This is a genomic window from Bradyrhizobium centrolobii (assembly GCF_001641635.1).
Lineage (GTDB): Bacteria > Pseudomonadota > Alphaproteobacteria > Rhizobiales > Xanthobacteraceae > Bradyrhizobium > Bradyrhizobium centrolobii.
In genome coordinates this window covers 54,676-67,880 of the sequence record NZ_LUUB01000109.1, presented here as the reverse complement: position 1 = coordinate 67,880, position 13,205 = coordinate 54,676, and the positions used below count along the sequence as shown (strand labels likewise).

Below are 13,205 nucleotides of genomic sequence, written 5' to 3'. Positions count from 1 at the left end.
GCCGCCTCGCACAGACCCTCTGCATCGCGGCCGTCGTTCTTGTTGCGCGGCACATAGGGCTTCACCAATTGCGGCGCGATCAGCTTGGCCGTGTGCCCCAGCTTGCCAAGCTCTCGCGCCAGGTGGTGGGCGGCCCCGCACGCCTCGATCGCCACCACCGTCGGCGGCAGCTTGGCAAAAAACGCCCGCATCGCCTTGCGGCTCAGCCGCTTGCGAAGCACCACGCGTTCCGACGCGTCAACGCCATGCAGTTGAAAAATATACTTCGACGTATCCATCCCAATGCGGATAATCTGGCTCACGGACGGCTCCCTTGTCTGAGATTTCGACAACCTCATTCTGGCACACTGATGCCGTAGGGGGCCGTCCACACCATCAACCACAGGGTCGGATTTGGCGAAGACTCGTGGTTAGCAGTCCGCACCACAACCACTCCCTGGGGTTATGGGTCCCTGATCTGCACTCGCTTCGCTCGCTTGTCCGGGACGACAGTGGAGCTTGTGACGCGGGATTCCGCACTCGCGCGCTTTGCGAACGCCCCGGAATGACGAACTCTGGACTCAGCCCTTCTTCGCCGGCTTGCTCGGCGTCGGGTTGAACAGTTTCTTCAGTTCGTTCAATCCCTCCGACAGCCGTGGCCATTCGCAGGAGAACGAGCCCTTGGTGCAGGCTGCGCCCTTCGTTCGAGATCGCGCGTCACCGCCTGCGGACTGCTGAACTTTCGGCCGCTGGACCGGGACAGGCACGCGCGCGGCCTCACTGTGCAGAGGCGCCTTCTCGACCTCACTGCGTAGCGCGACCTGCTGAACCTGTTCCTGCTGCTCACGCTGCTGGCGCGCAGCGGCATCTGCTGCAGCATTGCTGCGGCGCTGATTGGCGAGATAGGTGGTGTAGGACTGGTCGATCTTCTTCTGCTCCTCCGGCGTCGGGTTGGGGCCGGCGATGTCGAAGGTTCGGTCTTGCAGGAAGTCATAATAGGTGTAGCCGCCGCCGGGTTTGCGGCGGCCGGCGAACTTCGCGTTGCATTCGGCAAGCGCTGCCGTCTTCTCGGCCTTGGTTGCGGATCTTTCAGCGGCGTCGGCGCATTCCTCGAAGTCGACCGGTGCGCGCTTCCACCATTGGGCATGGGCATGCGACATCGGCAGGACCNCCTGCCGATGCAACGGCGAGCAGCGCCGCACGACGCCATGCAATCACGGACGACATTTTACCAAGTGTAATCTCTAGGGGACTCAACCCGCGCTGAATCAGACCGGATTTTTGCCCGTTTATCGCCGATTTGTCACCCGTGGAACCCGCGAATTTCGCGTCCGTGTTGCTGACATTTTTTGCTTGACGTGGCGCTGCGGTCACAGCGGTTCGGCGCATGATGCGCGTAGAGTTTGCCGGCTGCGCAAATCGAAGAGGACTATCGGATATGAAGGCGCTGGTCTGTCTTACAGCAATCGCAGTGGCGCTCATTTGCAGCCGTGCCCTCGCTGCGGACGAGGACGCGCCCAACCGCAAGCCGGTGAAGGCCGTTGCTGACGCGCGGCTCGGGGTCGGCGGCCAAGGTGCGTTGCCGCTCTACGTCTCCGGCGACTGGTCGATGCCGCTGCCGACGATCTCGCGCGCGGTCATCGTGCTGCACGGACGCCTGCGCAACGCCGACGACTACTACAAGTCGGCGATGACGGCGCAAGCCGCGGCCGGCGACGCCGGCAAGACCGCGATCATGATCGTGCCGCAATTTCTGTCGCAGGTCGACATCGACGCGCACAAGCTGCCGGAGGACACGCTGCGCTGGTCGCTGGAGGGGTGGGAGGGCGGCGAGGCCGCGCTCGCGCCGAAACCGGTCTCCTCGTTCGAAGCGCTCGATGCGGTCCTGGCAAAATTGTCCGACCGCCGCATCTTTCCGAATCTGAAGCAGGTCGTGGTCGCCGGCCATTCCGGCGGTGGTCAGGTTGCCCAGCGCTATGCCATCGCCGGCAAGGGCGAAGCGGCGCTGTCGCGCCAGCACATCGATGTCCGCTATGTCGTCGCCAATCCCTCCTCCTATGCCTATTTCAGCGCCGAGCGGCCCGTGCCTGATGTCGCAGCGTCATGTCCGGGCTACAACAACTGGAAATACGGCATGGACGAGCGCCCGCCCTATCTCGCGGACGCGACGCCGGCGGCGCTTGAGCAGCGTTATGTCGAGCGCGAGGTGATCTATCTGCTCGGCACCCTCGACACCAATCCCGAGCATCCTGCACTCGACAAGAGCTGCATGGCCAAGGCGCAAGGCGCCTATCGCTACGCCCGCGGCCACGCCTATGCGGACGCGATGGCCAAGCGCGACAACGGCACGCCCAATCACAGGGTGTGGGACGTCGCCGGCGTCGGCCATGACGGCGACAAGATGCTGACCTCGAAATGCGGCCTCGAAGCCCTGTTCGATCTGCCGGGCTGCGCGGCGGAGCGGTGATGCGGGTGTCTTGAAGGCTCGGCTCCGGCTGTTACACTTCGGTTCGTGAGCGCCTCGCCCTGGGGCGACACCAAGAAGACGAAGTGGAAACGCCTGATGCTGCTGCCCTTGTCCGACGTGCCGCGCTGGTACGCTCAACGCAAACCGCAAGGCACGATCGCCGTCCGTCACGGGCAGGACACGCTGACATGGGATGAGCTCGAGCGCGGCGCCAACCGGCGCGCGCGGGCGTTCGCGGCGAAGGGCGTCAAGCCTGGCGACTTCGTTGCAATCGGATTGCCCAACGGCAATGCGTTCTTCGAGACCAGCTTTGCGGTATGGAAGTGCGGGGCGACGCCGACCTCGCTGTCATGGCGGCTGCCGCGCGGCGAGGCGGCGGCGGTGCTCGACACCCTGAAGCCCGCGCTGGTGGTCGGAGGCGAGGCTGACTGGAACGCACCGAACCGTCTCCCTGCGGATTTCGTGCCGCAAGGCTTTTCCGATGAGCCGCTGACGCCGCCGGTGGCGCGTTACTGGAAGGCGATGACCAGCGGCGGCTCGACCGGCCGGCCGAAGGTGATCCTCGACCACCAGCCGGCAGTGACCGACACCGTGGCCGCGCCGCCGCTCAACATTCCCGCCGGCGCCTCGCTGCTCAATCCAGGCCCGCTTTATCACAATGCGCCGTTCATCCTGTCGCACTACGCGCTGTTTGCTGGCGGCAAGCTCACCGGTCTCGTCAAGTTCGACGCTGAGGAGACGCTGCGCCTGATCGAGCGCGAGCGCGTGCAATGGGTCAATTTCGTGCCGACCATGATGCACCGGATCTGGGCGCTGCCGGACAGCGTGCGGAATGCCTATGACCTGTCGAGCTTGCAGATCGTGTTTCACATGGCAGCTCCCATGCCGCCCTGGCTCAAGGAGAACTGGATCGCCTGGCTCGGACCGGAGCGGATCTGGGAGCTCTATGGCGGCACCGAACGGCAAGGTTCCTGCGTCATCGCCGGCACCGAATGGCTGACGCACAAGGGCTCGGTCGGCAAGATCGGCGAGATGGCGCGGCTGCGCATCATCGGCGAGGACGGCAACGACGTCGCGCCCGGGGAGACCGGCGAGATCTATTTCCTCAACAATGACGGCACGGATGCCACCTATCACTATCTCGGCGCCGAGCCGAAGCGCCGCACCGACGGCTGGGAATCGCTTGGCGATATCGGCAGGCTGGACGCGGAAGGCTATCTCTATCTCGGCGATCGCCTGGCCGACATGGTCCTGCGCGGCGGCGCCAACATCTATCCGGCCGAGGTCGAGGCCGCGGTCTCCGCCTGTCCCGGCGTGCGCTCCTGCGTCGTGGTGGGACTGCCCGATCCGGAATTCGGCCAGCGCGTGCATGCCATCATCGAGCCGGAGGGCGATGCGGACGGCCAGGCGATTGCCGACGGCATGCCGGAGTTCCTGATGGACAGGCTCAGCCGCTACAAGCATCCGGAGAGTTTCGAGATCGTCAGCACCTCGCCGCGCGATGATTCCGGAAAAGTCCGCCGCACGCTGTTGCGCGACGAGCGCGCGGCGTGGATGAAGGAAGGGCGCGCGTTCCGGATTGTGCCGTCGAAGGCGCGAGCGCACGCGGACTGAAAAAATCACGGAAGGACCAGATTGCATGACCATCACCATCGCTGCGAACAGCGTGCCGAAGCCGCCTGCGGACCTGATCGAGGGATTCAGGAACGCGCCGACCTCGGTCATCTCCGACAATCTTGGCCGGCTGCCGGGAGCGGTAGGGCTGAAACCCTTTCATCGCAGTGGCAAGCTGGTCGGGGTTGCCTTCACGGTGCGGACGCGGCCCGGCGACAATCTCGCCATCCACCGTGCGCTCGAGCTGGTCGGTCCCGGTGACGTCATCGTGGTCGACGGCGGCGGCGACGAGACGCGGGCGCTGGTTGGCGAGATCATGAAGAACATCGCCGAGTGGCGCAAAGCCGAGGGCTATGTCATCGACGGCGCGATCCGCGATGTTGCGGCCTTCGCCGCGTCCGACTTTCCCTGCTTTGCCCGCGCGGTGATCCACCGCGGCCCCTACAAGAACGGTCCCGGCGAGATCAACGTGCCGGTCTCGATCGGCGGCTCGGTCATCTCGCCCGGCGACATCGTCGTGGGCGACGAGGACGGCGTGGTGTCGTTTCCCGCCGCGACTGCCGCGGGGCTGCTCGAGGCGGTGCGCGCCCAGGTCGCGCGCGAGGAGGAGACGCTGAAGGCAATCCGCGAGGGCCGCTATCGGGGCTCTTATGGAAAATCCTGATCGGGACGATGGCGAAGGGGAGGATGGCGTGAGCCAGAAGGACGAATTCCACAATCTCGACAATCCGAGCGACGGCCTGCTCCGCGAGCTCGCACCGGGCCTGACCACGCGCATCTTCTCCGGCGAGCAGGCGATGCTGTCGGTGGTGACGCTGGCGCCGCATGCGCAAGGCACGCTGCATCATCATCCCGAGGAGCAATGGGGTGTCCTGCTCGAGGGCTCGGCGATCCGCGTCCAGGGCGGCGAGGAGATTCCGGTGAAGAAGGGCGATTTCTGGCGCACGCCGGGCAACGTGCCGCACACCATGCGCGCCGGCCCCGACGGCGCCCGCGTGCTGGACATTTTTAGTCCGCCGCGCCCGGAATACAGAAAACCGGGGTCGGGGTTCGGGACGACCTGAAGCGCTCAAAGGCAAAAAGCAAAGCGCAAAATATAAAGGGGAGGGAGACCATGACGATCACACGACGCGCGCTGCTGGCGGCACCGGCCGTCCTCGCAATGGCACCGGCGGCAGCGCAGGCCGGCAAGATCACGCTGGTCGTTCCGTTTCCGCCGGGCGGCTCGACGGACGCGCTGGCGCGGCTGCTGCAGAGCAATCTGCAAACCAGGCTCAACCGCATCGTCGTGGTCGAGAACAAGTCGGGCGCCGCCGGTGCGCTCGGCGCCGCGCAGGTCGCAAAAAGCCCGCCGGACGGCTCGTCGTTCCTGGTGACCTTCGATTCCCACGCGGTGATCCCGACGATCCTCGACAAGCCGCCGGTCAATGTCGAGCGCGAGCTCATGCCGGTCTTCCTGGTCGGCACCGCGCCTTACGTGATCGCCGCCAATGCCGGCCGTCCCTACCAGAGCTTTGCCGACGTGGTCGCGGCCTGCAAGCAGACCCCGGGTGCGGTGAAATATGCTTCCGTCGGCATCGGCACGCTCGGCCATCTCGCGATGACCGTGCTCGGCAAGAAGGCCGGGGTCGAGATCACCCACGTGCCCTATCGCGGCGGCGGCCCCGCCATGAACGACGTGCTCGGCGGTCATGTCGATCTCATCGCGGGATCGGCGGCGCTGGTCGCAGCCCAGCTAGGCACCAACATGCTGCGTCCGATCCTGCAACTGGGCCGCGAGCGGCTGCCGGTCCTGGCGGATACGCCGACCGCGATCGAGGCCGGCTTTCCGGACTTCGAGACGCTCGCCTGGTGGGGCATTTTTGCCCCCGCCGGCACGCCGGCCGACGTCACGGCCGGCATGGCCAAATCGGTGAAGGAGATCCTGAGCGAGCCTTCGATCGCGACGCAGCTCAAGGAAACGCAGATGATGACCTTGCTGCTTGAGGATGCGAACGCGTTCAAGCCGTTCTTCGACAGGCAGGTCAGCTATTGGGGCCAGGTCGTGCGCGAGAACAATATCAGGGCATGAGAGGCCCTCTTCCCGGGATTGCCATCCCAGGTCCGGTGCGCTCGCGCGGGGCTTGCGCGTCAGAGCATCTTGCCGACGATCGTTGTCATATCTGCTGCCGAAAACGCGCGCAGCGTTTCGGTTCGGACATTGCCGAGTGCGCTGAGACTAAGGCTGAGCGACATCGCGGCAGCCTCATCTGGAGCCTCGAGAACGGTCACAACGTCATATCGTCCCTGCGTCCAGACGATCTCCTTCACGGTCACGCCGAACGTTTTGGCCATCTCCTTGAAGGCGTCGGCCCGCTTCGGCGAGTCCTTGACGTTGCGGACTCCCTGATCAGTGAAGTTCCCCAGTACGACATAGGTTACCATGGTCGTTCTCCCTGGTTAGAACCCAGATCCAATTCTCGCTTGAGGAAACCGTGCCGAGCTTGCCACGGCGGCTGAGACGGCGCTAGCTGCGCGTTGGTGAACGTCAGCGGCTGTGACTTACCCGGTCAGGATAGCGGCCGGGCAAAACTGAGTTCGTGGCCGTCGGGGTCGGTGAGATGGAAGTAGCGCTCACCCCATTCTGCATCGCGTGGCGTGGTCGACGGCTGCCACCCGGCGGCGCACGCGCGCTCGTAGGTCCCGTCGACGTCGGTGACGTAGAAGATGACGCGGCCCCACCAGGACCAGCGCTTGTCTTCCGGCTGCGCAGTCAAGTTGAGATAGCCGGTGCCGGCGCGAAAGCTCGTGAACGCAGCGGCTTCGCCGCCATACAGGAGCTCGAACCCCAGCGAACGGTAGAAGTGCACAGCACGCCCCATGTCATGCGTGCCGAGCGTGATGGCGCTGATGCTTTCGATCATGTGACCTGCTCCACCGAGGGATCTGGAAGCGATTGTACAGCCGCCCCGCAGGGGTTGACGATGATCTGGACCGCCTTGCGGCTGGCGAACCCCATCCTGCTCTGCTATGAGGGGGCCGAACCCGTACCTCGCGGGTTCCGCGGTCCCGTAGCTCAGCCGGATAGAGCGGCGGTTTCCTAAACCGTAGGTCGGAAGTTCGAGTCTTCCCGGGATCGCCATTTCTCCTCCGTTCGTCTCCGGGCAACTCAACGGCGGATACTTTCACATCAAGCCATGATCCGCGCAAAGCGCTTGCGATATTCGGCAGGTGTCACGCCGACGTGGCGGGCGAAGGCGCGGCGCAATGTATCCGCGTCAGCAAAGCCGCAATGCATGGCCACTTGCTTGGGGGCTTCGTTTCCAAGCTCCAGCAGGCGCCTGGCAGCATTGACGCGGGCTTCCTCGACCCAGGTCGCCGGCGTGATTCCGACCTCGGCACGGAAGAGCCGCGCAAAGTGACGCGGGCTGAGTTCCATGCGTTCCGCCAGGCTGGCGACGCTATGATCCAGCCCGGGATTGGCCGCGACCCAGCGCTGCAGCTCCTGCAGCGCGGCGCGGCCGGCGGGGACGGCCTCGCCCTTGCGGGTGAACTGCATTTGCCCGCCCGGGCGCTTGAAGAACATCACAAGTTGGCTCGCAACCTTCATTGCCGTCTCGCGTCCGAGATCTTCCTCGACGAGAGCGAGGGCGAGATCGAGCCCCGCGGTCACGCCGGCAGCCGTGCGGAGCTTGCCGTCGGTGACGTAGATTGCATCCTGATCCACGCTGACTGACGGGAATTGTCTGGCAAGCCGGTCTGCGACCGCCCAATGCGTCGTGACCCGTCTGCCGTCGAGAAGACCCGCGGCGGCAAGGAAGAAGGCGCCGCTGCATACCGACCCGAAGCGTCGGGTCTTGGAGGCGCGGCGGCGGAGCCAGTCGATCACCATGCCATCTGCCGGCACTTCGGCTGCGTTCGGGCATCCGGCGACCAACAATGTGTCGATAGGCTCCTGAAAGTCGCGATCGATGATGCGGTCGGGCATCAGCCGGACGCCTGAAGAGCTGCGGATCGGGCCCGGCTCCGCCCCCGCCACGAAAAGCACATAGGCCTGATGGCCGGCCTGCACGTTCGCCTCGGCGAAAACGTCGAGGGGACCGGCGACGTCGAGAAGCTGCACTCCCCGCAGTGCCACGATCACAATCGTCCTCGGTTTCGACTTCGCGTTCATGTCCGCCTCGGTCCGGATTTGTCCGTTTTAGACGTGTTGCGTCAATTGCAGACAGAATAGCCGGGATTTAGCGTGCCGGCTACCCAAAGATTTCAGGAGAACGTCATGCATGAGATCACCGAGGCCGCCGCCATCCCCGACAGCAAGCTGGCACGCGCAGTTACCGAATATATCCGCGATACCGAGACGGACCTGCTCTTCAATCATTCCAGCCGCGTCTATCATTTCGGCGCCCTGGCGGGCATTCGCCGCGGGCTGAAGTTCGACCGCGAGCTGCTTTATGCCGGCGCCATGTTTCACGACATCGGCTTGATGCCGGGCCATGGCAGCAAGCACGAACGGTTCGAGGTCGATGGCGCGCACGCCGCGCGCGATTTCCTGCGCAGCCATGGCATCTCCGAAGCGGACGCCTACACGGTCTGGACCGCGATCGCGCTGCACACCACGCCGGGCGTTCCTCAGCACATGCATCCGGTTGTCGCTCTGGTGACCGCGGGCGTCGAAATGGACGTTCTTGGGCTCACCTACAAGGAATATTCCGACGACGAACGCGAGGCGGTGGTGAAGGCGTTTCCGCGAACGCCGCACTTCAAGGAAGACATCATCCAGGCGTTTTACGACGGCATCAAGCAGAGGCCGGATACGACGTTCGGCAACGTCAAGGCCGACGTCATCGCCGACAAGGAGCCGCATTTCCATCGCGGCAACTTCTGCAGCGTCATCCGCAACTCCCATTGGCACGGCTGAGCCCGCCTCTCGACACGTCGCGCGGCACGACCGCTTTCCTCCCTCAAATCACGGATCAGGACTCGTAACATGAGTGACAAGCCACCCTATCTCACGCACGCGACCGGCGCACCCGTCAGCGACAATCTCAACATCATGACCGCGGGTCGCCGCGGCCCCGCATTGCTGCAGGACATCTGGCTGATCGAGAAGCTGGCCCACTTCGATCGCGAAGTGATTCCCGAGCGTCGCATGCACGCCAAGGGCTCGGGCGCCTTCGGCACCTTCACCGTGACCCACGACATCACCCGCTACACCAAGGCGAAGATATTCTCGGAAATCGGCAAGCAGACGCCGATGTTCGCGCGCTTCTCGACCGTCGCCGGCGAGCGCGGCGCAGCCGACGCCGAGCGTGACATCCGCGGCTTTGCGCTGAAGTTCTACACCGAGGAAGGCAACTGGGACATGGTGGGCAACAACACCCCCGTGTTCTTCTTCCGCGATCCGCTGCGCTTCCCCGACCTCAATCACGCGATCAAGCGCGACCCGCGCACCGGCATGCGCAGCGCCGACAACAATTGGGACTTCTGGACGCTCTTGCCGGAGGCCTTGCATCAAGTCACCATCGTCATGAGCGAGCGCGGCATTCCGAAGAGCTATCGTCACATGCACGGCTTCGGGAGCCATACCTACAGCTTCATCAACGCCGCCAATGAGCGGACCTGGGTGAAGTTTCACTTCCGCACGCAGCAGGGCATCGAGAACCTGACGGACGCTGAAGCGGAGGCGCTCGTCGGCAAAGACCGCGAGTCTCATCAACGCGACCTCTTCGGGAGCATCGAGCGCGGCGATTTCCCGCGCTGGACGCTGTTCGTGCAGGTCATGACCGAGGAGCAGGCCAAGGCGTTTCCGTTCAACCCGTTTGACCTCACCAAGGTCTGGCCGAAGGCGGGCTTTCCGCTGATCGAGGTCGGCTATTTCGAGTTGAACCGCAATCCCGAGAACGTCTTCGCCGAGGTCGAGCAGGCATCCTTCTCGCCGGCCCATATCGTGCCGGGCATCAGCTTTTCGCCTGATAAAATGCTACAGGCACGGCTGTTCTCCTACGGGGATGCGGCGCGCTATCGCCTGGGCGTCAATCATCACCTGATTCCGGTCAATGCCCCGAAATGTCCGTATCACAGCTACCATCGCGATGGCGCGATGCGGACGGACGGCAATCTGGGCGGGACGCCGACCTACTTCCCGAACAGCCACGGCGAGTGGACCGACCAGCCCGATCTCAATGAGCCGCCGCTGGAGATCGATGGCGCCGCCGCACATTGGGATCACCGCGTTGACGACGACCACTACCAGCAGCCCGGCGACTTATTCCGCAAGATGAACGCGACCCAGCGACAGATCCTGTTCGACAATACGGCACGCGCCGTCGGCGGTGCTGCGATCCATATCCAGGAGCGGCACATCGCGAACTGCACGAAAGCCGATGCGGCTTATGGCGCCGGTGTCCGCAAGGCGCTGATGCGTCTTGCTACGGTTCGCTCCGCGTAGACTGCGGCGAGCTTTCCCGGGCAGAGACGGTTTCCTACCGTAGGTCGGAAGCCCGAGTCTTCCCGGGATTGCCAATTTGGCATGGGCCATTGTCCCCGTTTGCCAAGCTCCCCGGCGCAAAAATTGCTAGAAGCTAGTTTCCTTCCTTGCTCGGCTGACTGACGGCCAGCCGCCTCACTGCCATATCCGGAGATGACGATGCCTTTCGACTTGATCCTGCGCGGGGGGCGGGTGATCGACCCGTCCCAGAAGCTCGACGCCGTGACGGATGTGGCCTTTGCGGGCGGCAAGGTCGCCGCCATCGGCAGCGGGCTCAAGGCGGATCCGGCGACGGAGGTGCGCGACGTCTCGCGCTACATCGTGACGCCGGGGCTGATCGATCTCCACACCCATGTCTATTGGGGCGGCACCTCGCTCGGCATCGATGCCGAGGAATTCTGCCGCACCTCCGGCGTCACCACCGCTGTCGACACCGGCAGCGCGGGTCCCGGTAACTTCGCGGGCTTCCGCAAGCATGTGATCGAGCCGAGCCAGGTCCGCATCCTCGCGTACTTGCACGTCTCGCATGCCGGCATCTTCGGCTTCTCGCACCGGGTCATGGTCGGCGAGAGCGAGGAATTGCGGCTGATGAATCCGATCGACGCGGCCAAGGTGGCGGATGCCAACCGCGACCTCATCGTCGGCATCAAGGTGCGCGTCGGCCTGCACGCCTCGGGCACGTCGGGGATCGTGCCGCTGGATATTGCGCTGGAGGTCGCCGACGAGGTCGGCATGCCCTTGATGGCACATATCGACCACCCGCCGCCGAGCTACGAGGAAGTGCTCGCCCGCCTGCGCCCCGGCGACGTGCTCACCCATGCGTTCCGCCCCTTCCCGAACACGCCGGCGACCGCCCAGGGGACTGTGAAGAAGGCGGTGCTGGATGCGCGCGAGCGCGGCGTGCTGTTCGACATCGGCCACGGCAAGGGCTCGTTCGCGTTCAAGACCGCGCGCGCCATGCTCGCCAACGGCTTCTATCCGGACACCATCTCCTCCGACATTCATCTCTTGTGCATCGACGGGCCGGCCTTCGACCAGGTGACGACGATGTCGAAATTCCTGTGCATGGGCATGCCGCTGTCGGACGTCATTGCCGCCTCGACGGTGAATGCGGCGATGGCGCTGCGGCGCCCCGAACTCGGCAGCCTCAAGCCGGGCAGCGTCGGCGACGCCACGCTGATCTCGGTCAAAGAAGGCCAGTTCGACTATGAGGACGTCGTCGGCGAGCACCTGATCGGCGACCGGAAGATCGCCGCCGAGGGCGTCGTCATCGGCGGCCGGTGGTGGCATCCGAATTGAGCGGCGCTAGTGGATGACGAGATCAGCTCGGTCGGTGCTCACCTCTCCCCAGCGGGGAGAGGTCGGATTGCGCCTGGCGATGCGAAGCATCGTCCAGCGCAATCCGGGTGAGGGGCCGCAGCGCTCAGTGAGACTGTAACCCCTCACCCGGATCGCATCTTTCGATGCGACATAGCCGAAGCTTCGCTTCGGCGTCCTTAATTCAAGAACGGCCGCCAAAAGGCGGCCTATGCCTCTCCCTACGGGAGAGGTGATTTGAGTTCTGGGCGCGCATCGACTCAACCAAAGCTCATCCTGCGCTAGGCCTGCTCGCGATAGAATTGCAGCAACCGGCTCCCTGCCGGCGAAAGCCAGTCGGGCGCTCCGGCGATGTAGCCCTCGACGCGATTGCTTGCTCCGACGAGATAGGTGACGGGCATGCCAACGAGCCTGAAGACGGAGGCGGACGAGTCCGCCGCCGCGCCATACGCATCGACGTAGCAGGCGAGGTTTTGCACGGCGAGACCACCCAGAAACGCGCGGATCTTTTTGAGGTCCTTCGTGTCCGTGCAGATCGCGACAACATCGAGCCGGTCCGGCCGCGATCCCGCAAGGCTCGCGAGTGCAGGCAGGTCGAGCCGGCAGGCCGCGCACCACGTCGCCCAGAAATTGACCAGCGTGATATGGCCTAGCTTCGCTGCCACGACGACGTCCCTGCCATGCAGGTCCTGAAGCCTTAGCTGCGGCATCGACGCGCGCGGACGCACCACCGTGAACTGGCTGCGGCTGGTCTCGAACACCGGCGGCCAGGCCGGATCGCTTCCCTGCGCGCGGCTTGCGCGAAAGGAAGCGATCAGCGCCGGAGCGGCGATCAGGAGCGATCGCCGGGACAAGGCCGGGCCGTTCTCGCAAGATCTCTCACGCATGGATATAGGCCCAGCCCTTGAGCTGCAGTTCGACCACGCGTCCGATGCCGAAGGGCACGAGGCTTGCGCCGGCGATCAGCGGAATCGAGATCTGCTCCTTGGCCTCTGCGATCGCCTTGGAGGACGCGCACATGCTGTAGCTGAGATTGGGCAGCGACTGGCGCAACGTCGCGAGCGGCTCGGTCAGCGTGCTCTTGTCCGCCCGGAACACGTCGATGCCCTTGCCGTTGGCGACGACCTCGATCAGCAGTTTCGCACCCTTCTCGGCAAAATGCCTGGCAAGGTTGGCCGAGTAGCTGACGGCGTGTCCCATGACATAGGGCTCGTTGCTGTCGATCAGAATCACGACGCCATCGACGAGGCGATCCTCCCTGGCCGCGGCGGTGCCGCCGGCCGTGAGGATCGAGGCGCCGGCGAGCAGTCCCCGGCGGGAGAATCGATCGGAAAGGATCGTCACGGTTGGCGTGCCCGC

13 protein-coding genes, 1 tRNA gene and 2 pseudogenes are annotated in these 13,205 nt (G+C 64.7%); 9 read left to right on the top strand and 7 right to left on the bottom strand.

What is annotated here, in order from left to right; genetic code table 11:
• Together AYJ54_RS40350 and AYJ54_RS53135 are read right to left on the bottom strand one after the other, a co-directional pair.
• Positions 1-302: pseudogene (locus tag AYJ54_RS40350) on the bottom strand (IS110 family transposase); the annotation flags it as partial.
• 258 nt (positions 303-560) lie between these two features.
• Positions 561-1,149: pseudogene (locus AYJ54_RS53135) on the bottom strand (hypothetical protein); the annotation flags it as partial.
• 268 nt (positions 1,150-1,417) lie between these two features.
• Between AYJ54_RS53135 and AYJ54_RS40340 the strand changes: the two are divergent.
• The 5 genes from AYJ54_RS40340 to AYJ54_RS40320 all read left to right on the top strand — a co-directional run bounded on the left by AYJ54_RS40340 (position 1,418) and on the right by AYJ54_RS40320 (position 6,131).
• Positions 1,418-2,446 (top strand): alpha/beta hydrolase, encoded by a 1,029-nt coding sequence (locus tag AYJ54_RS40340; protein ID WP_063708058.1) that lies wholly within the window; start codon positions 1,418-1,420, stop codon positions 2,444-2,446.
• 96 nt (positions 2,447-2,542) lie between these two features.
• Positions 2,543-4,060 (top strand): AMP-binding protein, encoded by a 1,518-nt coding sequence (locus tag AYJ54_RS40335; RefSeq protein ID WP_063708067.1) that lies wholly within the window; start codon positions 2,543-2,545, stop codon positions 4,058-4,060.
• A gap of 25 nt (positions 4,061-4,085) precedes the next feature.
• Entirely contained in the window at positions 4,086-4,724 is a 639-nt protein-coding gene (locus tag AYJ54_RS40330) for an RraA family protein (protein WP_063708057.1), read from the top strand.
• A 28-nt stretch (positions 4,725-4,752) separates the two neighbouring features.
• Positions 4,753-5,124, top strand: a complete 372-nt coding sequence (locus tag AYJ54_RS40325) for a cupin domain-containing protein (protein WP_063708066.1) — start codon at positions 4,753-4,755, stop codon at positions 5,122-5,124.
• Between the two features lie 50 nt (positions 5,125-5,174).
• The gene (locus AYJ54_RS40320) at positions 5,175-6,131 is read left to right on the top strand and encodes a tripartite tricarboxylate transporter substrate-binding protein (protein WP_063708056.1); all 957 of its coding nucleotides are present in this window, start codon (positions 5,175-5,177) and stop codon (positions 6,129-6,131) included.
• A 59-nt stretch (positions 6,132-6,190) separates the two neighbouring features.
• Here the strand turns inward: AYJ54_RS40320 and AYJ54_RS40315 are convergent, their stop codons facing one another.
• Together AYJ54_RS40315 and AYJ54_RS40310 are read right to left on the bottom strand one after the other, a co-directional pair.
• The gene (locus AYJ54_RS40315; RefSeq protein ID WP_063708055.1) at positions 6,191-6,484 is read right to left on the bottom strand and encodes a GYD domain-containing protein; all 294 of its coding nucleotides are present in this window, start codon (positions 6,482-6,484) and stop codon (positions 6,191-6,193) included.
• Positions 6,485-6,609: 125 nt separating this feature from the next.
• On the bottom strand, positions 6,610-6,963 hold the full coding sequence (locus AYJ54_RS40310; RefSeq protein ID WP_063708054.1) for a VOC family protein: 354 nt from the start codon (positions 6,961-6,963) through the stop codon (positions 6,610-6,612).
• Between the two features lie 141 nt (positions 6,964-7,104).
• Between AYJ54_RS40310 and AYJ54_RS40305 the strand changes: the two genes are divergently transcribed.
• Positions 7,105-7,181: transfer RNA gene (locus AYJ54_RS40305), tRNA-Arg, on the top strand.
• Between the two features lie 48 nt (positions 7,182-7,229).
• Here the strand turns inward: AYJ54_RS40305 and AYJ54_RS40300 are convergent.
• Positions 7,230-8,213, bottom strand: coding sequence for a GlxA family transcriptional regulator (locus tag AYJ54_RS40300; RefSeq protein WP_063708053.1), 984 nt, complete (start codon positions 8,211-8,213; stop codon positions 7,230-7,232).
• Between the two features lie 105 nt (positions 8,214-8,318).
• Between AYJ54_RS40300 and AYJ54_RS40295 the strand changes: the two genes are divergently transcribed.
• From AYJ54_RS40295 to AYJ54_RS40285, 3 genes are all read left to right on the top strand, one after another.
• Positions 8,319-8,960: an HD domain-containing protein gene (locus AYJ54_RS40295; RefSeq protein WP_063708052.1), complete on the top strand. Its 642-nt coding sequence runs from the start codon at positions 8,319-8,321 to the stop codon at positions 8,958-8,960.
• A 69-nt stretch (positions 8,961-9,029) separates the two neighbouring features.
• Positions 9,030-10,490: a catalase gene (locus tag AYJ54_RS40290; RefSeq protein ID WP_063708051.1), complete on the top strand. Its 1,461-nt coding sequence runs from the start codon at positions 9,030-9,032 to the stop codon at positions 10,488-10,490.
• 198 nt (positions 10,491-10,688) lie between these two features.
• Positions 10,689-11,828: an amidohydrolase/deacetylase family metallohydrolase gene (locus tag AYJ54_RS40285; RefSeq protein ID WP_063708065.1), complete on the top strand. Its 1,140-nt coding sequence runs from the start codon at positions 10,689-10,691 to the stop codon at positions 11,826-11,828.
• Between the two features lie 299 nt (positions 11,829-12,127).
• Here AYJ54_RS40285 and AYJ54_RS40280 read toward each other — a convergent pair whose 3' ends face one another.
• On the bottom strand, positions 12,128-12,700 hold the full coding sequence (locus tag AYJ54_RS40280) for a TlpA family protein disulfide reductase (protein ID WP_430641461.1): 573 nt from the start codon (positions 12,698-12,700) through the stop codon (positions 12,128-12,130).
• A gap of 25 nt (positions 12,701-12,725) precedes the next feature.
• Complete coding sequence (locus tag AYJ54_RS40275; protein ID WP_245329248.1) at positions 12,726-13,190, bottom strand: DsrE family protein; 465 nt, start codon at positions 13,188-13,190, stop codon at positions 12,726-12,728.
• Positions 13,191-13,205 lie beyond the last annotated feature (15 nt).